At 67.8% G+C, this 26118-nt stretch carries 18 protein-coding genes; 12 read left to right on the top strand and 6 right to left on the bottom strand.

Annotation, left to right across the window (positions count from 1 at the left end; translation table 11 throughout):
* Nucleotides 1–233 precede the first annotated feature (233 nt).
* The 4 genes from GobsT_RS02450 to GobsT_RS02465 all read left to right on the top strand — a co-directional run bounded on the left by GobsT_RS02450 (nucleotide 234) and on the right by GobsT_RS02465 (nucleotide 4557).
* Nucleotides 234–1859 carry a M20/M25/M40 family metallo-hydrolase gene (locus tag GobsT_RS02450; RefSeq protein WP_010043691.1) on the top strand — a complete coding sequence of 542 codons (1626 nt, stop codon included), beginning with the start codon at nucleotides 234–236 and terminating at the stop codon, nucleotides 1857–1859.
* 148 nt (nucleotides 1860–2007) lie between these two features.
* The gene (locus GobsT_RS02455) at nucleotides 2008–3069 is read left to right on the top strand and encodes a sialate O-acetylesterase (RefSeq protein WP_010043689.1); all 1062 of its coding nucleotides are present in this window, start codon (nucleotides 2008–2010) and stop codon (nucleotides 3067–3069) included.
* A 255-nt stretch (nucleotides 3070–3324) separates the two neighbouring features.
* A complete protein-coding gene (locus GobsT_RS02460; protein ID WP_010043687.1) occupies nucleotides 3325–3783 on the top strand; it encodes a hypothetical protein in 459 nt (152 codons plus the stop codon).
* A gap of 33 nt (nucleotides 3784–3816) precedes the next feature.
* A complete protein-coding gene (locus GobsT_RS02465) occupies nucleotides 3817–4557 on the top strand; it encodes a pyridoxine 5'-phosphate synthase (protein ID WP_010043685.1) in 741 nt (246 codons plus the stop codon).
* 61 nt (nucleotides 4558–4618) lie between these two features.
* Here GobsT_RS02465 and GobsT_RS02470 read toward each other — a convergent pair whose 3' ends face one another.
* The 4 genes from GobsT_RS02470 to larC form a co-directional block, all read right to left on the bottom strand.
* The gene (locus GobsT_RS02470) at nucleotides 4619–5764 is read right to left on the bottom strand and encodes an ISAs1-like element ISGob5 family transposase (RefSeq protein ID WP_010033957.1); all 1146 of its coding nucleotides are present in this window, start codon (nucleotides 5762–5764) and stop codon (nucleotides 4619–4621) included.
* A 346-nt stretch (nucleotides 5765–6110) separates the two neighbouring features.
* Nucleotides 6111–7373 (bottom strand): peptidylprolyl isomerase, encoded by a 1263-nt coding sequence (locus GobsT_RS02475; protein WP_010043683.1) that lies wholly within the window; start codon nucleotides 7371–7373, stop codon nucleotides 6111–6113.
* Between the two features lie 85 nt (nucleotides 7374–7458).
* Nucleotides 7459–7710, bottom strand: a complete 252-nt coding sequence (locus GobsT_RS02480) for a hypothetical protein (protein ID WP_010043679.1) — start codon at nucleotides 7708–7710, stop codon at nucleotides 7459–7461.
* Between the two features lie 233 nt (nucleotides 7711–7943).
* The gene (larC, locus tag GobsT_RS02485; protein ID WP_029601053.1) at nucleotides 7944–9101 is read right to left on the bottom strand and encodes a nickel pincer cofactor biosynthesis protein LarC; all 1158 of its coding nucleotides are present in this window, start codon (nucleotides 9099–9101) and stop codon (nucleotides 7944–7946) included.
* A gap of 102 nt (nucleotides 9102–9203) precedes the next feature.
* On the opposite strand from larC, the gene GobsT_RS02490 reads away from it, so the two are divergent.
* The 4 genes from GobsT_RS02490 to GobsT_RS02505 all read left to right on the top strand — a co-directional run bounded on the left by GobsT_RS02490 (nucleotide 9204) and on the right by GobsT_RS02505 (nucleotide 14551).
* A complete protein-coding gene (locus tag GobsT_RS02490) occupies nucleotides 9204–11126 on the top strand; it encodes a DUF362 domain-containing protein (RefSeq protein WP_232068325.1) in 1923 nt (640 codons plus the stop codon).
* A 73-nt stretch (nucleotides 11127–11199) separates the two neighbouring features.
* Complete coding sequence (locus tag GobsT_RS02495) at nucleotides 11200–12099, top strand: hypothetical protein (protein WP_010043673.1); 900 nt, start codon at nucleotides 11200–11202, stop codon at nucleotides 12097–12099.
* 338 nt (nucleotides 12100–12437) lie between these two features.
* Nucleotides 12438–13085 (top strand): hypothetical protein, encoded by a 648-nt coding sequence (locus GobsT_RS02500; RefSeq protein ID WP_148087582.1) that lies wholly within the window; start codon nucleotides 12438–12440, stop codon nucleotides 13083–13085.
* On the top strand, nucleotides 13082–14551 hold the full coding sequence (locus GobsT_RS02505) for a tetratricopeptide repeat protein (RefSeq protein WP_010043671.1): 1470 nt from the start codon (nucleotides 13082–13084) through the stop codon (nucleotides 14549–14551). Before GobsT_RS02500 ends, GobsT_RS02505 begins: the two co-directional genes overlap by 4 nt.
* A 360-nt stretch (nucleotides 14552–14911) precedes the next feature.
* Here GobsT_RS02505 and GobsT_RS02510 read toward each other — a convergent pair whose 3' ends face one another.
* The gene (locus GobsT_RS02510; RefSeq protein WP_010043669.1) at nucleotides 14912–15940 is read right to left on the bottom strand and encodes a TolB family protein; all 1029 of its coding nucleotides are present in this window, start codon (nucleotides 15938–15940) and stop codon (nucleotides 14912–14914) included.
* 110 nt (nucleotides 15941–16050) lie between these two features.
* Here GobsT_RS02510 and GobsT_RS02515 point away from each other — a divergent pair, with 110 nt between their 5' ends.
* The 3 genes from GobsT_RS02515 (at nucleotide 16051) to GobsT_RS02520 (ending at nucleotide 19595) form a co-directional block, all read left to right on the top strand.
* Nucleotides 16051–16350 (top strand): HNH endonuclease, encoded by a 300-nt coding sequence (locus tag GobsT_RS02515; protein WP_010043666.1) that lies wholly within the window; start codon nucleotides 16051–16053, stop codon nucleotides 16348–16350.
* Between the two features lie 287 nt (nucleotides 16351–16637).
* Nucleotides 16638–16787, top strand: coding sequence for a hypothetical protein (locus GobsT_RS37405; RefSeq protein WP_010043664.1), 150 nt, complete (start codon nucleotides 16638–16640; stop codon nucleotides 16785–16787).
* 141 nt (nucleotides 16788–16928) lie between these two features.
* Nucleotides 16929–19595, top strand: coding sequence for an OPT family oligopeptide transporter (locus GobsT_RS02520; RefSeq protein WP_050790395.1), 2667 nt, complete (start codon nucleotides 16929–16931; stop codon nucleotides 19593–19595).
* Nucleotides 19596–19852: 257 nt separating this feature from the next.
* On the opposite strand, the gene GobsT_RS02525 is transcribed toward GobsT_RS02520, so the two are convergent.
* A complete protein-coding gene (locus GobsT_RS02525) occupies nucleotides 19853–20905 on the bottom strand; it encodes a hypothetical protein (protein WP_010049958.1) in 1053 nt (350 codons plus the stop codon).
* Nucleotides 20906–21451: 546 nt separating this feature from the next.
* Here GobsT_RS02525 and GobsT_RS02530 point away from each other — a divergent pair.
* Complete coding sequence (locus tag GobsT_RS02530) at nucleotides 21452–25987, top strand: VWA domain-containing protein (protein ID WP_010049959.1); 4536 nt, start codon at nucleotides 21452–21454, stop codon at nucleotides 25985–25987.
* The last annotated feature ends 131 nt before the right edge of the window (nucleotides 25988–26118 follow it).

Below are 26118 nucleotides of genomic sequence, written 5' to 3' on the forward strand. Positions count from 1 at the left end.
CGATTCGGGACCCGCCGGCGCTGCTTCCTGGTCTCAAGTCACAGGTCGGCAGGTCTCAAGTCACCAAGGTCGCTCGCGATGCTTGTGACTTGGGACTTGGGACTTGGGAGCCGCGACCTGTGACTTGAGACTTGCCGACCTGTGATCTGTGACTTGTGACTTGCGACTACTGGAGTTCGCATAATAGCCGCGTACCTCTCCGCCTGCCGCACCTCACCGGAAGGACGCACGCCGTGACGTTCCGACTCGCACTCACCTGCTGCGCCGCGCTGGCGGTAACGGCCCGCGCGCCGGCCGCGGACCCGCCGGCGCTGTCCGCCGACCGCATCAAGGCCGACATCGCGTACCTCGCCAGCGACCGGCTCGAGGGACGCGGCCCCGGCACGCGCGGCGAGGAGCTGACCACCGACCACATCGCGGCCGAGTTCAAGAAGGCCGGGCTCAAGCCCATCGGCGCCGCCGGGACGTACTTCCAGCCGGTCCCGCTCGTGCGCGTGGCCACCAGTCCGAAGGCGACGCTCCAGGCCGCCGCCCCGGGCAAGGATCCGATCGCGTTCCAGTGCGAGGAGGAGTTCTCGGGCACCAGCCACACGCAAACCGAACTCGAAGAGTTCGACGCGGAGGCGGTGTTCGTGGGGCACGGGATCACCGCGCCCGAGTTCGGGTGGGACGATTACAAGGGCACCGACGTAAGGGGCAAGGTGGTGGTGCTGTTCACCAACGAGCCGCCGTCGGACGACCCGCAGTTCTTCGGCGGCAAGGCGCTGACGTACTACGGCCGGTGGACGTTCAAGTTCGAGGAGGCCGCGCGCCGCGGGGCCAAGGCGTGCTTCATCATCCACACGAACGAGACGGCCGGGTACCCGTACTCGGTGGTGCGCCCGCTCGACGGCGCGCAGCTCAAGCGCGATCCCAACACGCCCGCGCTGGCGTTCGCGGGCTGGCTCTCGCAGAAGGCCGGGGAAAAGCTCCTGGCCCCCGCGGGCCTCACCGTCGGTGACGCGCTCAAGGCGGCCGACACGAAGGGGTTCAAACCGCGCGCGCTGGGCGTGAACCTGAAGGGCCGCGTGCCGACCACGATCGAGAAGATCCACAGCAAGAACGTCGTCGGGACGGTCGAGGGCTCCGACCCGACGCTGAAGTCCGAGGCGGTGCTGTTCACCGCGCACTGGGACCACCTCGGCGTCGGCCGGGCGGTGGTCGGGGACACCATCTACAACGGCGCCGCGGACAACGCCACCGGCACCGCCCTCCTGATGGAGCTGGCGCGGGCGTGGGCGGCGCAGAGCCCGAAGCCCAAGCGGTCGGCGGTCTTCCTGGCGGTCACCGCCGAGGAGAAGGGGCTGCTCGGGTCGAAGTACTACGCCCAGAACCCGCTGGTGCCGCTGGGCAAGACCGCGCTGAACCTGAACTTCGACATGATCCTGCCGCTGGGCGTGCCCGAGTCGGTGGTGGTGACCGGCGCGGACCGCACGACCGCGTTCCCGGTGGTAAAGGCCGCCGCGGCGAAACACAAGTTGGAGGTCGAGCCCGACCCGCGGGCGCACCTGGGGGTGTTCTACCGGTCGGATCACTTCTCGCTGGCCCGCGCCGGCGTGCCGGCGTTCTCGATCGGCGCCGGGTCGAAGCTCAAGGGCAAGTCGGCGGACTTCGCGAAGAAGGCGGCGCAGGAGTTCAACGACCAGCGCTACCACGCCCCGCAGGACGAGGTGCGCCCCGAGTGGGACTACTCGGGGTTCCCGGTGCTGGGCGGGTTCGCGCTCGACATCGCCCGCGCCGCCGCTGACGCCGACAAGCTCCCGACCTGGAACCCCGGCGACGAGTTCCTCCCGGCCCGCCAGAAGAGCGGCGTGAAGTGACCGCCCGGCGCGGGGACCGAACGTCCGGTCCCCGCGCTCGTAGCCGCGTGCAAAACGACGCGCGCCCCCTTGCAAACCGCTCCGCACCCGGAGAGAGTGTCGGCTCGAACGCCGTTCGAGTCGGTTCCCTCCTTTCGGGTCACCCATCATGACCGTCCTGTCCCTCCTCCTGCTCGTCGCCGGAGCCGGCGCGAGCCACACGCCGGCCCGCGCCGACGCCCCCAAGCCGGTCAAGGTGTTCCTGCTCGCCGGGCAGTCGAACATGGAAGGCAAGGCGCCCAACGCGCTGCTCGATTCCCAGGCCGCCGACGCGAAGACGAAAGACCTGTTCGCCCACCTCCGCGCCGGCGACAAGTGGGCCGTTCGTGACGACGTGTTCGTCAAGTTCCTCGACCGCAAGGGGCCGCTCACGGTCGGGTTCGGTTCGCCGGGCCGCACCGGGGCGGAGCTGGAGTTCGGGACCGCGCTGGGCAACCACTTCGACGAGCCGGTGCTGCTGGTGAAGGCGGCGTGGGGCGGGCACTCGCTGTACAAGCAGTTCCGGCCGCCGGCCGCCGGGCTGCCGGCCGACGCCGTTCTCGAAAAGGAGCTCAAGCAAGCCCGGGACCGGGTCCGGCAGAACAACGAGAAGAACAAGAAAACCGATCCGCTGCCGACCCTTGATGAAATCAAGAAGGGCTACGGGGAGTCGTACCGCGCGATGCTCGCGGAGGTGAAAGGGGCGACCGAGAACATGGGCACGCTGTTCCCGGCGCTGAAGGGGCGGCCGTTCGAACTCGCCGGGTTCGTGTGGTTCCAGGGGTGGAACGATCAGTACAACGGGGCCGAGACCGAGTACGAGGCGAACCTCAAGCACCTCATCAACGACGTGCGCAAGGACCTGAAGGCGCCGAAGCTGCCGGTGGTGATCGCCGCGATGGGGCAGAACGGGTCGAAGCCCGCGACCGGGCCGATGCTCGTCATCCAGAAGGCGCAACTGGCGATGAACGAGGTGCCCGAGTACCGGGGGAACGTGAAGGCGGTTCGCACCGACGTGCTGGTGGACACAGCCGCGGAGGAGCTGTTCCCGACGTGGCGCGAGAACAAGGAAAAGTGGGACAAGATCGGCGGCGACTTCCCGTACCACTACCTGGGCAGTGCGATCTGGTTCAACCGCATCGGCAAGTCGCTGGCCGACGCGATGCTCGAACTGCACAAGAACAAGCCGTGACCCGACTGCCCCGCCCCGGTCTCCGGCCCCGGTTCGGTCGCTCCGGCGCCCGGGCCGGGCGCGTCCCCGCGGGCGCCAGCAGGTGGGGACCGTGGCGCATCCGGCGCGCCGTTGGACCCGTCAACAACCCCGGGAACTTGAAACCACCGGACCGGCGCCGGCGCCCGGAACATGAGGCCGACTCTGACCTTTCCGTCGACGCGGGAACGCATTACCCTAACACCGTCAGCGCACCGACGCGCCTGAGGAGTGGGCATGACCGAACCGAGCAGCACCCCGCCGCCCCCGCCGCCGGCCGCCCCGCCCGCCGAGGGCTCGGTCGTGTCGTCGGCGGCGAGCGCGATCCTCCCGCTCATGCGCCTGTTGCCGGCCCCGCCGCTCGGGGCCATCCTCACCCCGCCCGAGCCGCAAGACATTCGGAAGCCGTGGTTCTTCGTGCAGGTGTGGGCCGAGGTGCGGCTCGCCGCGCAGATGTACTTCGACTCGCGGTACCGGATCAGCCGCACCGCGCAGATCACCTTCCCGCTGCTCGCGGCGCTGGGCGTGCTCAACTACTTCCTGCTCGCGCACTGGTTCTTCCTCCCGATCATCTCGCCGATCGTCGAGCGGCTGATGGACGGGGTGCTGGCCGTGGTCGCGTACCGCGTGCTGCTCCGCGAACTGGACCGCTACCGCACCGTGCTCGATTACCTCGCCCGCTTCTCTCACCGGTAGCGGCGGGCGCCCCGTCACCTGGAACCTCAGAAGATGATCCGCCTCGGCGTTAACATCGATCACGTCGCCACGCTGCGCCAGGCGCGCCGGGCGCACGAGCCCGACACGGTCGCGGCCGCCGTGCTGGCCACGCTCGGCGGGGCCGACGGGATCACGATCCACCTCCGCGAGGACCGCCGGCACATCCAGGACCGCGACGTGTTCCGCCTGCGCGAGACGGTCACCACGCGGCTGAACCTCGAAATGGCCGCCTACGACGAGATCGTCGAGATCGCACTGAAGGCGCGGCCCGACGAGGTCACACTGGTGCCCGAGAAGCGCCAGGAACTGACCACCGAGGGCGGGCTGGATGTCGTTGCCAACGCCGCGAGCGTTCGGGGCGCGGTCGAGCGCCTGAAGGGCGCCGGCGTCCACGTCTCGCTGTTCATCGATCCGGACCCGGCGCAAATCGACGCCAGCGCGCAGTTCGGCGCGGACGCGATCGAGTTCCAGACCGCGAGCTATTCGGAAGCGAAGGGCGCGGCGGTGGAGGCGGAGCTGGAGAAGCTCCGGACGGCCACCGCGCGGGCCGTCGGGCTGGGGCTGCACGTCCACATGGGCCACGGGCTGAACTACTGGAACGTGCAGCCCATCGTGCGGATCGCCGGCGTGGAAGAGCTGAACATCGGGCACAGCATCGTGTCCCGCGCGGTGCTGGTCGGCATGGAGCGGGCGGTGCGCGAGATGAAGCAGGTGATGCAGGAACACTACCCCAACCCGCGCAAGAGCGGCTGAGGTACAACGGCCGCGAAGACAGAAGAGTTAGCCACAAAGAAGCACAACAGGGCAAACGCACTCAATCCTCGGGATTTTTCAGTAGTACCTGTTCGAGGTAGGTATTATCCCATCCGGCCTTGAGTCGCCGGTTCTTGATCCCACATTTGGCGTTTGCCTTCTTCAACATCGCCAAGGCGATCTTGCGCACGAGGGCCATATTCTGCGGGCCGTGCCCTTCACGGAGTCGGTGGTCGTCTTCTCGGAACGCGACATCCAGCACCCAATGGCATGAATTCTCGATGCACCAATGAGCCCGGATCCACGTTTGGAACCGCTTGGCCGATGCCTTCCGCGAGCTGATGTAATACCGCACCTCGTCGCTCGTCCTACCGGCGACCGTGCGGCTGCTGACGAGCACCACGACGGACCGCAACCGGGGCCACACATTCCGGTCCCGGATCGACTCCAGGTCGTCGATCACGAAGCAGAACCGCATCTCCTCGCGCCCGTGGCCCGTTCCTTCGTTGAGGTCGGTCGAGCGGCCCGCGTAGCTCGCCTCTAGGGCCCCCTCGGCCAACCGCTGGATGTCCTCGAGCAGCCGCGGCTGGTTGTCCTTGACCGCCAGCAGGTAGTCCCCCTTGGCGGCCACGATCTGCTGGGCGATGTCCTTCTGGGTGCCCATCGCGTCGATGCTCACCAGGGCCCCCGCGAGGTCCAGCCGCTCCAGCAGTTCCGGGATCGCGGTGATCTCGTTGGACTTCTCGTCGGTCTTCACCTGGGCCAACGTGAGGCCCAACTGCTGAGCCCATGCGCTGACGATGTGTGTGGCCTTGCGAGCCCCCGTGCCGGTGACCCGCTTGGACCCCCGCATGGTCTTCCCGTCGATCGGGATGTGGGGCACCCGGAGGCCCTCGGCGGCGTCCGCGACCCACGCCCGGAAGCACCGCCCGAACGCCTCCGGGCGGACCAGCGCGAACACCCGGTTGAGGGTGTCGTGGGACGGAATCCCGTTGCGCAGCGTCAGCCCCAGCCGGTCCCGGAACCAGGACTCCTTGGCCCGCGCGAACTCGGCGATCGACACGAAGTCATCGGCCCCGACGATCGTCCCACAGGTCACGATCATGAGTACATCAATCAAGTCGTGGAAGCACTTCAACTCGACCCGCGGATCCGGGATCTGGGACAGGTACTCGATTAACGGGCGTGGGCCGGGGGCGGCACTCATCGGCAGACTCCGAGGCGGTGAGGGCGCGCCAGAATCATATGGAGGCGGGGCCGCACATGCGCAGGAGGCGAGCGATGGCCGCTCGATCACACGCCTCAAAATTAGCTAGAATCCAGCGATTCCTAGGGGATTGAGTGCGTTTGCCCTGGAAGCACAAAGGGCACAAAAGAAAACCAATACAGAAGAGCAGTGTTCTGAAACGCACTCTTCCTCTTCGGTTTTCTTTTGTGCCCTTTGTGCTTCTTTGTGGCTAACTCTCTTCTGTGTTCCTCTTCGGTTTTCTTTTGTGCCCTTTGTGCTTCTTTGTGGCCAATCTGCCTTCTGCCTTTGCGGCCGTTGTACCCGCTCACTCATCGAAGACGCGGACGACGCCCTTGCGCCACAGCTCGTCCACGAGCTTCTGGTACTCGCTCTCCATTTGAGCCCGGGTGAGCTTGTCGCGGATCTTGCTCTGAAGGGCCGCGTCGAACGGCTGAACGCCCGCCATGTCGCGCTCCACAACCTTTACGAGGTGGTAGCCGGTGGGCGTTTGGAGGATGCCGCTCACCTGCCCGGGTTGCAGCGACCACACCGTGGCTTCCAGGTCCGCGGGCTGGATCTCGTTACGCTTCTCGCCGGCGCCCAACCCCTTCTGCTGCTTCGCGAACCCCTCGTCGTACTTCATCGACAGTTCGGCCAGGTCGGCACCGCTGTTCGCCTGCTGAGCGAGTGCCGCGGCCTGGTTGTACGCCGCCTGGGCGTTCGGGTAGTTCCGCACCGCGATGAACAGGTGCTGCCACACCACCCGGTCCGGCCGCCGGAACTCGTCCGGGTGCTGGTCGTAGTAGGCGCGCACTTCGGCCAACCCGGTGCGGCGGCTCTTCTCCTTCAGCACGCTGCTCACGTACTGCTCGGCCATGAACTGGCGCTCCATCTGGCGCCGGATCACCGGCACCGTCAGCCCCTGGGTGCGGAGGATCGCCGCGAACTCCTCCTCCGATTTCGCCCCGGTGTCCTTGCGGAACATGCGCAACTGCCGGTCGATCGACTGCGTGGCCAGCTCCTTGACTTCGTCGATGATGGCCATCTTGTTGGCCTTCTTGAGCTTCGTGTACATCTCGTCGAGGATCAGCTCCCGCTCGATCGTCTTGCGCAGCACCTGGTTGTACATTTCTTTCTGTTTGGCCGAGCGGGCGTGCCCGTCGAGCGCGGCCAGTTCGCGGAACTGCTGGTACACGCCCTCGACCACCTCCTGGTCGGTGATGACGTTGTTCTCGCCCACCCGCGCGACGATCTTGACCCGCGGGACGCTGCTGCGGAGCAGGTCGGCCGCGGTGATCGCCGTTTTGGCCGGCCCGTTCAAGCCCACCGGGACGACGGGGCCTTTCGTGTCGACCGCGAACGTCCCGACCGGGCTCCCCATTACGGGAGCCAGTGCGGGCGCGAGCGGCGGCGCGTTCGCGGGCGGTGCGGGGGGGGCGACCGGAGCGAGTGGGGCGATCGGGTCGAGTGGGGGTTGCTGCCCGCGCGCGGCTGCGATCTGGCTCGCCCGGTCCGACTGGCACCCGAGGAGGGCGGCCAGTCCGACGGCCAACAGGGAACAGCGGCACAGCGGGTTCGCGGCGTCCATGCCCGGCCTCGGCGCGTGAGTGCGTGGTGATGCGCCGTGGCTATATCGTCTCTCGCGAGGAGTGCAAGTGGGAACAGCGGCGATTTCAGCGACGCCCCCCGGCGCGGAACTCGGCCTCGCGCCGGGAACGCTCCTCCCACACCTCGCGGTCGGAGGCCGTTGGGTCGTTGACGGGTGGCGCCGCCTGTGCTGCGGCGGCCCGCAGCTCCCACTCGCGCGCGTCGCGCTCGCGGACCCGCTCCGAAAGGTGGTCCCGGCGGGCGCAGGCGCAGCCGCCGGCAAGCGGGGCGCCCAGCAGCGCCAGCACGAACGCCCGACGGCCCAGTGGCGCGAACATGTCAGAACGCCCCGGCACAGGTGGGAAAGAGATTCGGTCGAAGCGATAACGTGAGCGACGGGGTGGGGCAAGGAAAAAGTCGACGGGCGCCGTTCAGTGTTCAGTGTTCAGTGTTCAGGGCAGTTCCGAGCTTAGCAGTTTCAAGTTCACGCGACTTTGGCGACCGGGCGGGGGACCCGAGCACGCCGAGGTCCCACCCGCCTGCTGACGCAGGCGGGTGGCGCCGACCGCAGTTATTTCCGGACGGCCGCGTACACGTCGCGCAGCGGAACGTTGTGCTCGCGCGCGACGCGGACGCAGTCCTCGTACTCGGGGGTGACGATCTCGAACCCGTCGCGCCAGCCGCGCTTGGCGTCCACCTGCCCCCACGGCGTTTCCACCGTAACGGCCTCCCGCCGCAGCTTCGCCCGCGCCGCGGACGTGCGCCGGACGCCGAACGTGCCCGTTTCGCGGAACAGGATCTCCTCGAACGCGGCGACATGCGCCGGGTCGCAGATCACGCTCAGCAGCACCCCGGGCCGGTGCTTCTTCATCTGCACCGGCACCGCGAACACGTCCAGCGCGCCGGCCTCGAACAGCCGCTCGATGGCGAACCCGATCACCTCGGGCGAAATGTCGTCGAGGTTCGTTTCCAGCACCGCGACCGTGTCCGTTTCCTCGGCGGCCTGCGGCGCCGGCGCGGCGGTGCCCACCAGCAGCCGCAGGAGGTTGGGCTGCTCGATGAAGTCCTTCGTCCCCGAGCCGTGGCCGATCCGCTCGATCGTCAGCACCGGCGCGGCGGTGAACTCGCTCACCACGGCGGTGAGGATCGCCGCCCCGGTGGGGGTCGTGAGTTCCGCTTTGATCACCGACGGGGCGAGCGGCACGCCCTTGAGCAGTTCCGCGGTCCCCGGCGTCGGTACGGGCATGATCCCGTGGGCGCACTTCACCGTTCCGCTCCCCGTGGGGACCGGCGAGCTGGTGAACTTGTCCACCCCGAGCAGGTCCAGGCCGACCGCGGCGCCGACGATGTCCGCGATGCTGTCGAGCGCGCCGACCTCGTGAAAGTGGACCCGCTCGAGCGGCATCCCGTGGGCCGTCGCCTCGGCCACCGCGACCTTGCGGAAGATGGCGGCGGCGAGCCCGCGCTGCTTCTCGGTGAGGTCGCCCTTCGCCAGGATCGCCTCCACGTCCGGCAGGAACCGGTAGTCCTCCTGGTCGGCCGCCGTGACCGTCGCCTTGGTGGCCGCGAACCCGCACCGCTTCACCTTTTCGACTTCGAGCGAGATCGGGAGCCCGAGCGAATCCAGGGCGGCGCGGATCGCGTCCGCGGGCACGCCCGCGTCGATAACCGCGCCGAGCACCATGTCCCCACTGATCCCGCTGAAGCAGTCGAAGTGAGCCACACGCACGGTTGTTCTCCAAACGGAACGAAGCCCTTCCCGGTGTTCTAGTGGCCGGACGCCCCGCCGCGTGGCATAAACTGGTATCGCCCGTCCCGCGGAGGTCGTCGAGTGTCCGAATCGCACCCTTTGCTCGCGCGCCTGGTCGCGGCGGTCAACCCGGACGGCGGGTGGGGGTACACCGCCGGCACGGCCAGCCACCCGGAACCGACCTGCTTGGCGCTGCTGGCGCTGAGCACCGCGCGCGAGCCGTTCGCGCAGCCGATCGCGAACGGGCTGGCGGCGCTGGAGCGGCACCGGCAGCCGGACGGCGGCTACCAGCTCGCCGGCGCGCGCCCCGAGGCCGGCTGGCCCACCGCCATCACGCTCTTCACGCAGCTCGCCCTCGGCGCGGGGCCGGAGCAGGTGAAGCCCACGGTCGCGCGCGTGCTCGGCACCGAGAGCCGGGCGGTCGAGGCGGTGCCCGAGACCGCCGACATGGAGAACGACATCGACTTGTCGCTCGTTGGGTGGCCCTGGGCGGCGACGAACTTCGGCTGGGTGGAGCCGACCGCGTGGGCGTGCCTCGCGCTGCGGGCCGCGGGGCTGGAACTGCACCCCCGGGTCCAGCAGGGGCTCAAGCTGCTCCTGGACCGCGCGTTCGACAGCGGCGGCGTGAACTACGGGAACCGGGTGGTGCTCGGCACCGCGACCGAGCCGATCCCGGGGCCGACCGCGCTCATGCTGCTCGCGGTGCAGGGGGCGGTCGCGCACCCGCGGGTGGACGCCGCCGTGGGGTACCTGCGGGTCCACGCGGCGAAGTCGAACGACCTCGACCACCTCGCCTGGGCGCGCATCGCGCTGGGCGTTCACGACGCGGACACCGCCACGCGCGAGCTGCTGCCGGAACTGGACAAGAAGGTCGCGGCCCTGGCGGCGGACCCGACCATCACCGTCCACCGGCTCGCCCTCGCGGCCCTGGCGGTGGCGGGCACGAACCCGATGCGCTTGCGGTACGGCGCGCACCCGGCCAGCCCGCTCGACGCGACCGCGGCGGCCCCGCCGGCCGCCGGGGGGGGGCTCCTCGCGAAGGTCGCGACCAAGTTCCGCGGCGCGATGGTCGCGGGGCTCGGCGCGCTGAAGCCGCTCCCGCCCACGTCGGCGGTCCACATCGCGCGGGCCGCGTCCTACGACGAGCCGCTCGCGGAGGTGCTCGCGGCGCAGTTCGCGCACTTCCGCCCGCACCTGCCGCTCGCGGGCAAGCGGGTGGTGCTGAAGCCGAACCTGGTCGAGTACCGGGCCGACCGGGTCATCAACACGGACCCGCGGGTCGTGGACGCCGTCATCACCCTGTGCAAGCAGGAGGGCGCGGCCGAGATCATCGTCGCGGAAGGCCCCGGGCACTGGCGCAACGTCGAGTTCCTCGTGCGCGAGAGCGGCCTGGGTGCCGTCCTCGACAGGCACGGCGTGCGGTTCCTGGACATCAACCACGACGAGCCCGTCAAGGTCCTCAACCTCGGCCGGCTCACGAAGCTCGACCACCTGTACATGTCGCGCACCGTGCTGGGGGCGGACGTGCTCGTCTCGCTGCCGAAGCTGAAGATGCACCACTGGGCGGGGGTGACGCTGTCGCTCAAGAACCTGTTCGGCACGCTGCCGGGGATCTGCTACGGGTGGCCGAAGAACGAGCTGCACTGGCGCGGCATCCCGCAGAGCATCGTGGACATCAGTTGCACCCACCCGGCGCACCTGTCGATCATCGACGGGATCGTCGGAATGGAAGGCGACGGGCCGCTGCACGGCACCGCGAAGCACGCCGGCGTGCTGGTGATGGGGCTGGACCCGGTGGCGGTGGACGCCACCGGCGCGCGGATCATGGGCCTGCCGCCGGAGCGGGTGCCCACCCTCGTGTACGCCGCGGCGAAGCGCGTCGGGCGGATCGCGGAGGCCGAGATCCCGCAGTTCGGGGAGCCGATCGCGGCCGTCGCGCAGACGTTCGCGCTGCCGCCGAAGATCGACCGCGAACTGCTCCCGCCGCCGAAGCAGACGGCGTGACGCTGGTGCGCGCACGCACGCGGGGTTAGACTAACGCCTCCCGGGGCGCCCGCCCCACTCCGAGGAGGCTCCCGTGTCACGAACGCTTCTCGCCTTCGCCTGTTGGCTCACCTTCGCCCCGGCGGTCCTGGGGCAACCCGCGGCGGGCGGCCCGCGCAAGCTGCTGTACCCGGCCGCGCCGGCCGACGTGCCGGCGGTGCTGCGCCCGCACGTCGAAAAGCTCCTCGCGACCGATCAGAAGCCGCTCGACCCGGGCGCCGCGAAGGCCGACGGCGTGTACCTCCGGGTGCTGTCGCGGCAGTACGCGGTGGACGCGGACCTGAAGCCGGCCGGCTGGCTCGGCACCCGGCCCGTCGTGTTCCTGACCGTGCCCGAGACCGCCTACGGCCGCGACCTGCTCGGCGTGCTGTCGGCCATCGGCTACGACCCCGAGGACATCATCGACGCCGAGACCGGCGTGGAGAAGGTGGCGGTGGTGTTCGCGTACCCCGACACGGTCCGCGAGGCCGACCCGAAGGCCGACGCGGTCCCGGACGACTGGGACCGGCGCGTGTTCCCGTCCACGTGGGACAACCTGTTCGCGCTGGCCGACCGGAGCACGTCCGATAAGGAGCGATTCGCAGTACGGCCGGAGGGCGACAGGTTCCAGCCGACCAAGTTCCAGTTCCGCTCGGAAAAGGAGGCGGCGTTCATCGCGAGCTTCCCGGACGCGGGCAAGAAGCGCGTGCGCGCGATCGAGTACGCCGCGCTCCGGGACGCGGGCGGGGCGGACTGGGTGTACCGGCAGTCGGTGGAGCGGTTGTTCGGCGCGTCCGAGCACTACACCGGCGACGGGCGGACCAAGCTGACGCTGGCCGGCAAGAAGAAGCCGCGGGCCGGGTTCCCGGAGTTCCTCGCGCCGAACGCGGAGCTGAAAGGCTTACCGGCCGTTGCGGTGGTCAGCCTCGGGGCGCTGCGGGTGAGCGACAAGTGAGCCCGAAATAATATGCGACTCGGAGTATTCGGGTCTGTAATTTCTTTTAAGTCTAGGTGCCGGAGGCGGAGAAATGGGCTGTCGTGTTACTCGACGTTAAAGCATTTCGGGAACGGGTGATCGCCCACCTACCTTATGAGGTTGGTGATTGTGTCGGCTAACCGCATCATGGCCGCTGGTTCAGCGCCACCTTGTGCTTTATCGGCGCTGACAAAATCTAGGAATGTAACAAGCGGCGTGTCTCGGGCGGGCGGGCATTTCCCGCTAGTGGCCTGCTACTCGTCGGAGCCAGTTGAGGCTGGTAGAATCGAATTATCTTCCCTCGCTACGGTTGCCCGATGCCGTCCGGATCGCCTCTGGAACTCAATTCCGTCGAAGTGAACCATCCACAGGCGTCGCTCTTGTACCGTTTCGCGATCCCGACGATCGTCCGGTTGAGCCTTGACCCAACCCCGCTTCTCTCTGGTACTATGACGAGAAGTGTTACGGTCGAGTGGGTGTGTCAACCCGGTGGCAGACCGCCCGAGGTGTTCACGCGGGACATCGAATGGGCTCAGGTTCCACGGTACCTGACCAACCAGTGCGCTAAATGGTCGAATACCTGTAACGAAGAGGACATTAGTGAAGATGCGGCCATCGGCGTGATGGCGTTGTTGCTTCATGAATTGGTCGGAGCTGTCATACGCACAGTTCTCCAGATCGGCAGCGGGGGCGACTACCTGATCGAGATCCAGGGGTTGCCTCCGTTGCAGGCCGAGAGCAGTGGGGTCCGCGACGACCCGAACGGGTACGAATCGACGGCCCGACTGAAACAAAAGTGTGCCCAAGTGCTAACCAAAAGCGAGACCGGGTTTGCTTCCGTTGTGGCTTTTCGCCACCCACCCGATCAAGGGGTCCGTTGCCAACTTCATTACGTGTCCCGGACCGGCCCTGGTAGCAACTACCCGAAGGTAAAGAAACGCGGCCAGAAGAAGAAGCGACCATGAACGCGTTGCTGATCGATCGAGACGGCATGGCGTCGCGCTTGGCGGCGGAAGGGAAGCTCGCGCTCGGAAGCGGGGACACGGAGCTTGCACACGCTCAATACTCAGCAGCCGCGAAACTGTTCGAGGCGCGAGCCAATTCGGCCTTGAAATCTGGCGACAAGCACCTTCTGCTATTTCTCGCCGCCAGCCATCACTTCTATGGCGGTGGATACGCGCGGGCACTACGAGTCGCACGGCGAGTTGAGCGCCGGTTGCTGCGAGCCGAGGTGCGACCTTTGTTCGAGCCGTTTATGCGCGACGTCGAAGCGCGTGCGGCTCCGGATTACATAGAGAAGGTTCGGAAGCGAATTTTTGAAGCAAGTAAATCGGGGCGGCATGTCGATGCCCTTGAAATCCTAAAAGGCCACCCGTTCATCTTTGACCGAACAGGGCTGGCGTTCATGCGGGCCTTTATTTGCGAGGAATTGAAGCGTTACCACGCCGCGACGTTGTTTTACCTTTCAGCGATGCAGTTCCGCCCCGAAGATCCCTCTCTCGACTTCTTGGCCGCGGCACTGCCATTGTCACTGCCTGCGATGGGGCGGTTAGATGAGGCGTGGGAGTACGTCCAGTACCAACTGAAAGAGATCGACCACGCCATTACACATGTAAGTGCATCACTTGTGTGTCACCGGAGGGCTTCTCAGACCGAAGAAGGTCTCCAGCAAGAACTGCTGGGCGAACAAATAAAACACTTTGAAAATGGCTGGAAACGCTACCAAGAGATGCCGAAGGCGTTCCAGCAAGATCCAGACCTGTGCCTTTACATGAGCCTTTGTTTTGAAGCCGCGGCTTTTGCCCATTGGAAGCTAAATGCGAACGCACGCGCGCGGGACGTTTGCAACGAGGGGATTCAGTTTAACCCCAAATATCCGGGTCTCTGGACAATGCGAGGTTTGGTAACCCAGCCGGCCGTGCAAGCGTTCGATGACTTCGAACGCGCCATCGAGTTGGGAGAAAAAGCTCATTACCCCTTCCTATACCTAGCACAGCGGGCGATGGAGGCTCAGGACTTCGCGCGCGCGAAAGTGATGACCGAGGAAGCGCTTCGCCGGAAGCCAGGCCGAACGATTCGCGGGCTACTTTTGAATTGGATGGCAGTTATTCGAGGACAAGAGGGGACGACGATCGAAGAAATCGAAAGTCTGTTTCAGCAGGCAAAACAACTTGCTCCGGAGATTCCAGAGGTCGCAGAAAATCACGAATCGTTCCGTCAATTCGTTCGCGACGCTCGTGAGCAGTCGACCGAGAAGGTGAAGCCCACTCCCGCTGCACCTCGGTCGAGAATTCAGGATGATTTCGATTTAGACTTGTTCCCAGTGGGGGAATCTGACTCACGATGGAATCGACTTCAAGCCCAGTTCCGAGAACTTGAAGGTGCGGGCAGATATGCGGCCCACGAACAGATAATTAACATTAAAATATAATTTAAAATAATAGATACATTGGGGCGAATTGCCTCGCTGATCTAATTAAAAATTATGAATTAACTTGTGATTAATCTGATTAGCTAGAATACTCAATCAACGTCCGGGGGCATTGCAAGTTCAAGCCTTGTCGGCTGGATCACTTTCGTACCACGCTCACCAGCACGATGCCATGCTGCACTTGTTTAGCCCCGTCTGGCTCGTGGTGCATTTGAGCCCTGCAGATCCGAACGCTGAGGTTACACCCGCCTGCGTCGGCAGGCGGATAGCGTTCACAACCAGCGAACCTGGAATTACTGAAACCGCAATGACGGCCAACCACGGGGCGCCCACGTTCGGGCGCCGCCGTTCTCCGGCACCTCACTTCGGCGGGGTGAAGTCGGCGATGTAGAGCTGGGCCGCCCGCCCGCCCTCGCGGGACGAGGTCCACATCACCTTCGTGCCGTCGGGGTTGAACACCGGCAGCACGTCCTGGCCCGGGGCGAACGTGATGCGCGTCTTCTTGCCGGTCTCGGTGTCCATCCAGTGCAGGTCGTAGTTCGGCGGCGCGATGGGGTTCGAGTGGTCCGCGCCGGTGTAGATGATGTGCCGGTTGTCCTTGTACCAGTACGGCGCCCAGTACACCCACTTGTCGTCGCTCGTGAGCGCCTTCTCCCCGGTGCCGTCGGCGTTGATCACGTAGAGCTGGAGCCGGTCCTTCTCCTTGCGGTCGGCGCGGAACACCACCCTCGTGCCGTCGGGGCTGAAGAACGGGCCGCCGTTGTAGCAGTTCGCCACGTCGGTGATGCGCTTCACGTTGGTGCCGTCGGCGTTCATGGTGAAGAGCTGCACGTTCCCGGCGTTGCCGGCGCTGTACACGATCTTCTTGCCGTCCGCCGAGTAGCTCCCCTCGGCGGTGTACACCTTCGCGTCCGGGGTGAGGCACTTCAGCCCGGTGCCGTCGAGGCCGGCCTCGTAGATCTTCATGTGCGGGTCGAAGTCCCACGAGTACCGGCGGCGCACGCCCTTCTTCTTGTCCTCCTCGCGCTGCTTGACCTCGGCCTCCTGGTGCTTCTTGGCGTCCGGGTCGGAGTGGCTGGAGGCGAACAGCACCCTCTTGCCGTCGGGGTGGAAGTAGCCGCAGGTGGTGCGCCCGACGCCCGGGCTGATGCGGGTCGCTTTGCCCGTCCGCAGGTCCATGATGAAGATCTGGTAGAACGGGTTGCCCGTGTCCTTCTCTTCGGCCTGGAAGATGACCCGGGTGCCGTCCGGCGAGAAGTACCCTTCGCCGGCCCGCACGTAGTCCGTTGTGAGCTGACGGATGTTCTTCAGGTACGCCGCTTCGGCCCCCTTCCAGTCTTCGGGATCGGCGGCGGGCGCGAATGCGAGTGTGAGCAGAAGCGCGTTCATGGAGCGTGACGTCCTCGTGCGTGAGGGAGCGGGCGCGAACCTTTGGTCCCCCAGTGTATCATTCCGGGGAAGCGGTCCGCCAGCACTCCTGACGTTGAGGGCGCGTTCCGATGGACGAGCCGAAGCCGACGCCCTGCGGCCTGTGCGGTCGCGGGTTCCCGCCGCGCGACCTGACGCAACACCACTGCCTGCCGAAGGAAAAGGGCGGGACCGCGGGCGACGTGGCGATGATCTGTTCGCAGTGCCACGGGATGGTCCACGCGACCTACACGAACGCGACGCTGGCGGCCGTGTACCCGACCATCGAGCAACTGCGGAAGGCCCCCGAACTGGTCGGGTTCATCAAGTGGGCGCGCAAACAGCCGGTCACGCGCAAGAAGAAGAACAAGCCGCGGAAGCGAAAACTGTAGGCGCGCAAAGCGCCCCGCATTCGCTCCCCCCGGCAACAAAGACGCCACAAGCGGCCGAATTGCGGTCGCGCGGAAGGGCGAGTCTGCGGTATTCTGAGCGCCCGACGCCACATTTCACACAACGGACATCTTCGCGAACCAATTGCAGGGTAAGATGCGTCCGTTAAGTGTGCGGTTCGGACACAATTCGAACCGCATCCGGCACGGAAATCGTGTGCCGCACCCCGAAACGTGATCTAGGTTCGATCACAGGACAAACGTCCCTCGAACCGCGCGGAGTAGCAGCCGTGGACCGGACCGACAGCGTGATGGCGTCGTTCATTCAGGAACTGGTGCGCCGGGCCGCCGAGAGCGCCCGCACCGCCCCCGGCGCCCGGGGCCAGGGCGACCCCGCCCACACCGAAGCCGCCGCACCCGTCGCACAAGCCAGCCGGTAACACCTCCAACCGCCCCGCGGGCGCCGCGCAAAACGCGGCGCCCGCGGGGCGGTCCCACGCACCTCCTTCACTTCGCGCGCGCCGGCCCGTAAGCTGTGGCTCAACTCTCCGCCACAGTACCGCACTCGCACGGGCCAAAATATGTCGTCCGAAGTGAAACCGGACCCCGGGTTCCAGCCGTTCGTTCCGGCCTCCGAAGCGCCGCGGGAGTTCACCCTCTCGGCGGTCGCCGCGGGGACCGGGCTCGGGCTCATCTTCGCCGCGTCGTCGCTGTACCTCGTCCTCAAAGTCGGGATGACGGTGTCCGCGTCCATCCCGGTCGCGGTGCTGGCGATTACCGTGTTCCGGGCGCTGTCGAAGGCGTTCAAAATTCGCCAAGCGACGGTCCTCGAAAACAACATCGTTCAGACGGCCGGGTCCGCCGGCGAGAGCATCGCGTTCGGGGTCGGCGTGTCGATGCCGGCGCTGCTGCTGCTCGGGTTCGGGATGGACCTGGGGCGGGTGATGGTCGTTTCGATCCTCGGCGGGCTGCTGGGCATCCTGGTGATGATCCCGCTGCGCCGGGCGTTCATCGTGAAAATGCACTTCCAGCCCGGGAAGAAGGACCAGGGCGAAACGCTCCTGTACCCCGAGGGCACCGCGTGCGCGCAGGTGCTCATCAGCGGCGAGAAGGGCGGCACCACCGGCAAAACGGTGTTCATCGGGTTCGGGCTCGCGTTCCTCCACAAGTTCCTGACGGAGGGGATGAACCTGTTCGTCGCCACCGCCAAGGTGCCGGTGGCCTTCATCAACAAGGCCGCCGTGTTCTCGACGGAGATGGCGTCCGAGCTGCTCGGGGTGGGCTACATCATCGGGCTCCGCACCGCCGCGATGATGATGGGCGGCGCGGTCCTCGGCTACCTCGTGATCCTGCCCATCATCTACTTCGTGGGCGAGAACAACCCGAACGCGATCCCGCCCGGGGTGAAGCCCATCAAGGACATGAGCCTGTCGCAGATCCGCAACGCGTACCTGCTCTACATCGGCGCCGGGTGTGTGGCGTCCGCCGGCATCATCAGCATGTTAAAAACGCTGCCGCTGATCGTGCGCAGCTTTCGCTCCAGCCTGTCGAGCGTCAGCGTCGGGGCGGGCGGCGACGTGCCCCGCACCGACCGCGACATGCCGATGAGCTGGGTGCTCGGGGGGACCGTCGTCCTCGTCGCGCTTCTCGCGCTGTTCCTGGCGAGCGAGGTGTCCGTTGTGACCGCCCTGCTCGGCGCGCTTTTGGTCGTTCTGTTCGGGTTTCTCTTCGTGACGGTGTCGGCCCGGCTCACGGGCGAAATCGGCTCGTCGTCGAACCCGATCTCCGGCATGACCACCGCGACGCTGATGATCACCTGCCTCATTTTCCTGGCGCTGGGCATGACCAGCCCGATCGACCGCGTGCTGGCCCTGTCGGTCGCGGCCGTGGTGTGCATCGCCTCTTCAAACGGCGGGACGGTCGCGCAGTCGCTCAAGACCGGCTACCTCGTCGGCGGGACGCCGCGGTACATGCAGTACGCGATCATGGCCGGTGCGTTCGTCTCGGCTCTGGTCATCGGCGGCACGCTCATCTTCCTGCTGAACAAGCCCGGCACCGTGTACAGCTCGAAGCCGGAGAACGTTCCGCCCCTCACACTCGCCCCGGCGGAACTGGCTCGTCTGAGCCAGACCGAGATGTATGAGGGCAAGACGTACAAGATCATGGACGCCCGGAACGGCGAGCTGATCAAAGCGGCCGACGGGTACAAGCCGCGTGAGGAGGTGCTGAAGTACAAGCCCGGGCGCTACCTCGTGGAGCCGGACACCGGAACGGTGGCGATCCTCAAGGACGACACCATCATGGGGCAGTTGAAGACGCGGGACGACGGCACGCCGGTCGAGCGGAAGTTCGACGCCCCCAAGACGCGGGTGCTCGGGATCGTCATCAACGGCGTTCTGAGTAAGGACCTGAACTGGACGATGGTGGCCATCGGGGCGATGATCGCCGTCATGCTGGAGCTGTGCGGCGTGTCGGCGCTCGCGTTCGCGGTCGGGCTGTACGTGCCGATCCAGTTCTCGGTGACCATCTTCATCGGCGGTGTCGTCCGCTGGGCGGTGGACAAGAAGTACGCCGCCGAGGCGGCGCGCGACATCGCCGCGGCCGGCGACGACCCGGCGAAAAAGGCCCAGGCCGAGGTGGAGGCGATCCGGAAGGCCGAAACCAGCCCCGGGGTGCTGCTCGCGAGCGGGTACATCGCCGGCGGGTCGATCGCGGGCGTGCTGATCGCGTTCCTGGCGTTCAGCGACACGCTCCCGCGCGACCTGTCCGCGTTCCAGTACCGGTCCGCGCCGATCGGGGCGGAGCTGCCGCTCGAGGACGCGGCCGCGGCGGTCGCGGGGCGCGAGCTGCCCGACGGGTCGGAGGAGGCGCGTAAGAAGCTCGCGGGCGAGATCGTCGCGCTGAACGAGGACGACCTGCCGCCCCAGTGGGTGAAGGTGCCGGCGGGGACGAAGCTGAAGATCGCGCCCGGGGAGAAGGGGGAGGAGTACACGGCCCCGAGCGACACCACCCTCGGCGCGGTCGCGAAGGAGAAGCTGGGGCGGACCTGGAAGGCCGCGCAGCTTCTGGAGCTGAACAAGGGCGCGCTGAAGGTGCCGGAAAAGCTGCCGGCGCAGGCGGAGGTGTTCGTGCCGCAGCCGCAGTGGGCCACGCTGATCCCGTTCGGGCTGCTGGTGGCGCTGCTGGCGGCGGTCGGGCTCGGGCTCCTGCTGAGGTCGGCCCCGGAGCAGGCGGAGCAGGCGGCGTAACCCCGAGTGGCGTTGGCTCGGGGTGTGATACGCGAGCGGAGGCGAAGCCGTTCGGGTCCGTTGCGAGGAGCTGATCTGGTGCGCGAAGCCCCGCTCGCGGAGCGCGCGGGCCACACTTCATGCACACCCGGTAATACGGCCGCGTTCTTGACGAGCCGCGACCGCGGCATCCCAAGTAGGTTCATGGATCAGAAAGCCACAAACGGCGCCGCCCGCGAGCAGATGCTCGCGGGCGGCGCCGTTTATCGGGCGGGCTGTCAGCGGCGGCCGTTCGGCGGCGGGCCGCCGCCGGGCTTGGTCATGACCTCTTGGGCGCGGCGCTGGAACTTGGTCATCTGCTCCCGCAGCCCGGCGTCGCCGCGCTGGAGCAGGTCCAGTTCGTGCTGGATCTCGGCCGACAGGCGCCGCAGCTCGGTCTCCTGCCGGGCGATCATGGCCCGCTCGCGGGCCATCGACACTTCCATCTGCCGCATCTGCTGCTCGAGCGCGTCTTCGTCCTCGCGCAACTGCCGGCGGTCGTCTTCGAGCTTCCGCTTCTCTTGCGTGATCTTCGCGCTCTCGCGCTCCAGCTCGTCGCCCCACTCCTCGAGCTCGTTGCGGGTCTTCGGGACGGGCGGGGGCGGGGCCAGTTGGCCGGTGGCGATCTGCTCCTCGATCGCGCCCAGTTGCGCGTTCAGCTCCGCGAGCTGCGTGTCCTTCTCCGCGACCGCCGCCTCGAACTCCTTCTCGCGAACGAGGAACTGCTGCTCGGTGTTGCTCGCCTCCTGGAGCAGGTGCTTCATCTCGTCGAGCAGCGTGCGCAGCTCCTTGTTCTCGGCCTTCAGCCGCTGGTTCTCGCCGACCGGCGACTCGTCGAACCGGTTACCGCCCGGGGACAGTTCCGCGAGGTGGTTCAGGGCGCCGGCGATGGCGCTGCCCGGGTCCGATGCAAAGGAGCGGCCGCCCCCGGGCGCCGGCCCGCGCCGCCCGATCACGCTCCGCGGCGCTTCGGGCGTCCCGGCGAACGACGACGGCGGGGCCGCGTACGAGGGCGGCGGCGCGGCGGTGCGGGCCGGCGGCACCGGGACCGATCCGGACTTGCCCGGCATGCGCAGGCGCGCCAACAGGTCGCTGGTGCCCCCGCCCCAGGCCACCGGGGCGACCGGCGGCGGTGAGAGCGGCGCCGGAGGTTCTTGTTCTTCAACAAGTTCGACGAGCGGGTCGGGCGTGGACGCGGTCGCGGCGATGGGCGGCGGGGTCGATGCCAGAAGCCGGCGGCGCAGCTCGGCGGCCGTAAGCGATTGCTCGGAGGGCGGGTTCGGGTTCGCCATAGTGTTAAGTTCCAACTCCCGGTCTCCACGTTCCAAGTTCTGACAGCGCAACGGCTTGCCGCGACGGCCTGCTGCTCCGTGATGGGGACTTGGCGCCGGGTACTTGGAACTGAGAGTTTCGACGGTCCTGGCGGAATTATCCTCTTGCCTAGCCTGAATGAGCCTAGGCCGCAGAACCATCAAGTCAAATCAAAATCCCGCGGCCGGTCGCACCGCTTGTGCGGACGGCGCGGCCGATAACTTGCGACCCGCCAACCCGAATCGGCGAACTCGCCAACGCCGTCCCGGGAGCGCCGTTAAACCGGCTAGACTGTCCCAATCGGCGGCGCGCTCGCGAGCGCTAGCCCCATCATAGGGACACGGCCTCGGGCCGCGCAAAACTTCGGGCCACTGCCCCGCCGGTCGGACCGGGACCGGGGCGGGTGTTGCCCGCGCGGTTTCGCGTAGCGGGCTGCCCGCGGCGTGCCGTAAAATCAAGGTTTGGTTCGTACTTGTTCGGGCCGTCCGACCCTCGCCGGACGACCTACCTGGAGGAGCGACGGGCAGATGAACCTTCTGAAACGGCTGCGGGTGCTACCGGTGCTGTTGGGGGTGGGCGCCACCCTCGCGGCTCTGGGTACCACCCTGTTCGGCGACATGCGCACGGCCCCGCCCGGCGCCCCCACACTCGAACCCGCCCGCCCCGACGGCGGGCGGTTCGTCGAGGACCTCGTCGCCACCAAGTTCAGTAACACCCCCGCGCTGACGTACCAGCCGCGGGACGGCGAGCTGATCTTCGCGTGGCAGATCCAGCCGCCCCTGGCCCCCCAGGCGGCCCGCCCGCGGGACGTGCTGGTGGTGGTGGACACCACCGCCAGCCAGGCCGGCCGGCCGCTCCAGCAGGCCCGGAACATCATTACCGGGCTGGCCGCCGGGCTGACCGCCGAGGACCGGGTGAGCGTGTGGTCGCTCAGCACCCCGAAGGCGACCCGGGCCCTCACGCGCGACTTCCAGCCGGCCACCTCCGAGAACCTGGCCGAGGCCGCTCGGGCCCTCACCGAGGTGGAGTACGGCTCCGGCGCCGCCGACCTCGCGGGCGGGCTGGACAAGGCCCTCACCACCATGGCGCCCAACCGCAGCCGGCACCAGGTGGTGCTGTACCTGGGCGACGGCGAGAGCGCGTTCCAGCCGGTGAGCGAAGGGGCCCGCATCGCTCTGGGTAACCGGATGGACCGCGGCGACGTGTACTTCTTCGCCGTGCCGCTCGGGCTGAAGCTCGAACCGCAGAACCTGCACGGGCTGGCCGCCCTCACCGGCGGCGCCGTGGTCCGCCTGCAAGAGGACGTCGCCGCCGCGCCGGGCCGGAAGGCCTTCGTGGACCGGCTCAAGGCCGCCCTCGACGTGCCCGTCGCGAAGCCCGAGAAGTGGACGTTCGGCGGCGAGGTGGGCGAGCTGTACCCGACCAAGCTGCCGCCGCTCCGCGCGGACCAGGGGACGCTGGTGATGGGCCGGCTCGCGAAGCCCGCCGCGGCCGCCGTCAGCGTCGCGGTCAGCGCGACGGTGAACGGCCGCCCGGTGGAGCTGAAGCTGTCGCAGCCGCTCCCGGCCCCGGCCGTCGACAACTTCTTCATGAACCGCATGGTCGACCAGTGGAAAGCCGCGCCGCACAAGGACGCGCCGGCCATGCTGCGGTCCGACCGCGCCCTGGCGCTGGCCAGCACGCAGGTGAAGCTGTACCGCGACGAGTTCCTCACCCAGGCGGTGTGGGCCATCAGCGCCGACCGGTTCGACGAGGCCGAGAAGCTGTACGCCGCCGCCGCCAAGGTGGACCCGACCGACAAGGAGGCCGCGAAGGGCGCCGCCCTGGCCGCCCAGATGAAGGCCGGCAAGGTCACCAAGGCCGCCCTCGCCGAAGAGGTGAACAAGAAGGTTAACGCGCAGAAGATCTCGCCGAACGAGGCGATCCGCACCGTCCTCCAGGACCCGAAGGTGAACGAGCCGGTGCCGCCGGCCCCGGCCGCCCCCGGCGCCGCGGCGGACCTGCTGAAGGAGGCCGCCGCCCGCCGCCAGATCGAGGAGCAGCGGTACCGCGTGCTGGCCGACGCGACCGTCCGCCGGGCCCGCCAGTTGCTCCGCGCCGACCCCGAGGGCGCGTACCAGGACCTGAAGCGGCAGCGGGACGACATCCTGGCCTACGACGGGATCGGCGACGACGCCCGGCGCCAGCTCGTCGCGGACCTCGAGGCGGTCATGCGCGAGGTGTTCGTGAAGGGGGCCGAGATCAAGCGCCAGGCCGACGCCGACCGCCAGAGCGTGGCCCGCACCAAGCAGCGGCTCAGCGAGTTCGACCGGCAGGCCGACGAGCAGGCCCGCGACAAGGACCGGATCGAGCAGTTCCGCCAGCTCATGAAGGAGGCCCGGTACGACATCGCGTACCAGGAGGCCCAGCTCATGGTGCAGGAGAAGACCAACCGCGGCCTCCCGGTGCCGGTGGCCAACACCGCCAGCTACATCATCGGCCAGCACGCCACCCAGTTGCGCGAGTGGCGCGAGCTGACCCGGATCCGCGAGGACCGGTTCCTGCTCGCCATGATGCAGACCGAGAAGTCCCACGTCCCGTACCCCGACGAGCCGCCGGTCCACTTCCCGCCGGCCTCGGTGTGGCGCCAGCTCACCGGGCTGCGCCGCGAGGCGTACATGAACTCGAACCTCGGGCCCAACGCCAGCGAGAGCCAGCGGCGCCTCAAGAGCGCGATCGAGGACACCGAGGTCGACCTGGAGAACAAGAACCTCGTCGACACCCCGCTGTTCGAGCTGCTCGGGTTCCTGGCCAAGAAGTACAACGTGTCGTTCGTGGTGATGGAGGAGTACTTCAAGGCCGACGGCGTGCCGAACATCCGCGAGGAGAAGCCGAAGCTGGCCGCGACCCAGCTCCGCGGGCTCAAGCTGGGCAACTTCCTGGACCTGGTCCTCGTGTCGATGAACGCCACGTTCATCGTCCGCCCGGACTACATCGAGATCACCACGTTCCAGCGCAAGCTGGAGGAGAAGGTGACCCGGGTGTTCCCGGTGGCCGACCTGGCGATCCCGATCCCCAGCTCGGTGAACCTGCAGACGCTGCAGCTGAACCAGAACGTGCAGAACCAGACGCTGGCCATCTTCGGGGCGGCCAGCGGCGCGGCCAACTTCCTCGGCGGCCAGTTCGGCGCCCAGGGCGGCATCAACGGGCTGGGGAACAACAACAACCCGCTGGGCGGCGCGAACGGGAACCCCGGGCCGTTCGGCAACCAGGGCGGCAACCTGGGCCAGAACCCGAACGGGCCGGGCGGCGGGTTCGCCGGCGTCGGCGGCGGCCAGATCGGCCAGTTCGGTAACCTCGGCGGCCAGTTCGGCATCCAGGGCGGCGACCAGAGCCGGCTCCTGATGTCGCTGATCTTCGAAACCGTTGCCAAGGGCGAGTGGGCCCAAATGCAAGGGGTGTCCCCGCAGCCCGGGGACGGCGAGTCCGACGCGCCGCTGCTGACCGCGGCCCAACTGAACTCGTTGGGGTACTACCCGCCGGCCCGGGCGCTCATCATCCGCGGCACCAGCCGGTACCACTCGGCCGCCAGCGTCAAGCTGCGGAAGCAGGACGGCATGGTCGGGCTGCCCGCCAAGCCGCCGGGCGGCGCGTTCGCGATCGGGCCGGGCAACGGCAACATGGGGCTGCCGGGCAACGGCAACATGGGCGTCGGGGCGGCGGTCGCGGCCGAGAAGCCCGCGCTCGTGAACCCGAAGGTGGACGTGGTGGCGATGCGCAAGGCGATCGGCGGCGACCCGCGGACCATGTGGAGCAAGGCGATCGACCAGACCGTGACCGACCCGGGGCTGATCGTCGCGTGCGCCGAGTTCCTGATGGAGTTCGACGAGTTCGGGCACGCGGCCGAGGTGCTGAAGGGGAACCTGCGGAAGGGGCTGGCGACCGAGGCGTGGGCGCACGAGGCCCTGGCCGTGGCGCTGCAGGCCGGCAACGGCCCGCCGGTGGAAGTCGAGCGGGCGGCGGTGTCCGCGATCGACCTCGACCCGGCCGACGCCAAGGCGTACCTGAAGGCCGCGCGGGCCGAGGACGGGCTGAAGAACCACGCCCAGGCGGTCGCGTTCTGCAAGCGGGCCGCCGAGTGCAGCCCGAACGACCCGACCCCGTACGCCAACGCGATGGCCTACGCCGAACGGTCCACCGACGTGCGGAGCGACGCCGTGCTGTGGGCGGCCAACAACCTGCTCAAGCGGGACTGGAACACCTCCGACGGCGTGGACTACCACAAGCAGGTGAACGACCGGCTGCCGAAGCTGGCGGCCAAGCTGCAGGCGGCCGGCCAGAAGGCGGACGCGCTCGCCAAGGTGGCCGCCGAGCAGACCCGGCGCGACCTGGTGATCGAGCTGCAGTGGCAGGGCAGCGCGGACCTGGACCTGGTGGTCACGGAGCCGACCGGGTCGGTGTGCTCGCCCGTTCACAAGCGCACCACCGGCGGCGGCGTCCTCAAGGCCGACCTGCTGGACCAGCAGAACGACCGGTCCGAGGTGTACACCGCGGCCAGCGCGTTCAGCGGGGTGTACACGGTCACCGCGAAGCAGGCGTTCGGCCGCCCCATCGGGGGCCGCGCCCAGGTCAAGGTGACCCGGTTCAAGGGCACCCCGCAGGAGAGCACCGACCTGCTCGACGTTCCGCTGACCGGGACGCCGGTTGAGGTCAAGCTGGTCGGCGGCTCGCGGACCGAGCTGGCGGCCGTTCAGGACGAAATGAACGGGGACTCGGACCTGCGGTCCGAGACGACCGGCTCGGCGGTGACCGGCGGCTCGTCGGGCATTGGCGCCGGGTTCGGCCGCACGGGCTCGGCGCTCACCTCGCCGATCACCTCGTCGAACGGCCCCACGATGCCGGTGGTGGCGACCGAAACCGAGGCCCGCAAGCCGGGCATGGACGGCGCCGGGGACGTCCGGGCGACGTACAAGCTGAACCCGGACCGCAAGACCTACAGCGTCACGGTCAGCCCCGTGTTCGCCGGGGTGAAGGGCGAGCTGGCACTGCCCAAGGTGCCGCTGCTGCCGGGTTCCGAGAAGTAACTGACGCGACCGCCAAAACCTGAGCGGTTGCGAACCCGCGGCCCGACCGGGATGTCTAATCCCGGTCGGGCCGCGGGCGTTTCTGGGACGTTTCACGTCGCCCGGTAACGAGTCGTAAAGTCTCGCTCGGT

The sequence above is a fragment of the Gemmata obscuriglobus genome, assembly GCF_008065095.1.
GTDB classification, from domain to species: domain Bacteria; phylum Planctomycetota; class Planctomycetia; order Gemmatales; family Gemmataceae; genus Gemmata; species Gemmata obscuriglobus.

Bases quoted from the DNA above. Each gene is read 5' to 3' on its own strand.
- GobsT_RS02455 (WP_010043689.1), top strand. From the start codon at position 2,008: ATGACCGTCCTGTCCCTCCTCCTGCTCGTCGCCGGAGCCGGCGCGAGC.
- GobsT_RS02460 (WP_010043687.1), top strand. From the start codon at position 3,325: ATGACCGAACCGAGCAGCACCCCGCCGCCCCCGCCGCCGGCCGCCCCG.
- GobsT_RS02465 (WP_010043685.1), top strand. From the start codon at position 3,817: ATGATCCGCCTCGGCGTTAACATCGATCACGTCGCCACGCTGCGCCAG.
- GobsT_RS02470 (WP_010033957.1), bottom strand. From the start codon at position 5,764: ATGAGTGCCGCCCCCGGCCCACGCCCGTTAATCGAGTACCTGTCCCAG.
- GobsT_RS02475 (WP_010043683.1), bottom strand. From the start codon at position 7,373: ATGGACGCCGCGAACCCGCTGTGCCGCTGTTCCCTGTTGGCCGTCGGA.
- GobsT_RS02480 (WP_010043679.1), bottom strand. From the start codon at position 7,710: ATGTTCGCGCCACTGGGCCGTCGGGCGTTCGTGCTGGCGCTGCTGGGC.
- GobsT_RS02500 (WP_148087582.1), top strand. From the start codon at position 12,438: ATGCCGTCCGGATCGCCTCTGGAACTCAATTCCGTCGAAGTGAACCAT.
- GobsT_RS02505 (WP_010043671.1), top strand. From the start codon at position 13,082: ATGAACGCGTTGCTGATCGATCGAGACGGCATGGCGTCGCGCTTGGCG.
- GobsT_RS02510 (WP_010043669.1), bottom strand. From the start codon at position 15,940: ATGAACGCGCTTCTGCTCACACTCGCATTCGCGCCCGCCGCCGATCCC.
- GobsT_RS02515 (WP_010043666.1), top strand. From the start codon at position 16,051: ATGGACGAGCCGAAGCCGACGCCCTGCGGCCTGTGCGGTCGCGGGTTC.
- GobsT_RS02520 (WP_050790395.1), top strand. From the start codon at position 16,929: ATGTCGTCCGAAGTGAAACCGGACCCCGGGTTCCAGCCGTTCGTTCCG.
- GobsT_RS02525 (WP_010049958.1), bottom strand. From the start codon at position 20,905: ATGGCGAACCCGAACCCGCCCTCCGAGCAATCGCTTACGGCCGCCGAG.
- GobsT_RS02530 (WP_010049959.1), top strand. From the start codon at position 21,452: ATGAACCTTCTGAAACGGCTGCGGGTGCTACCGGTGCTGTTGGGGGTG.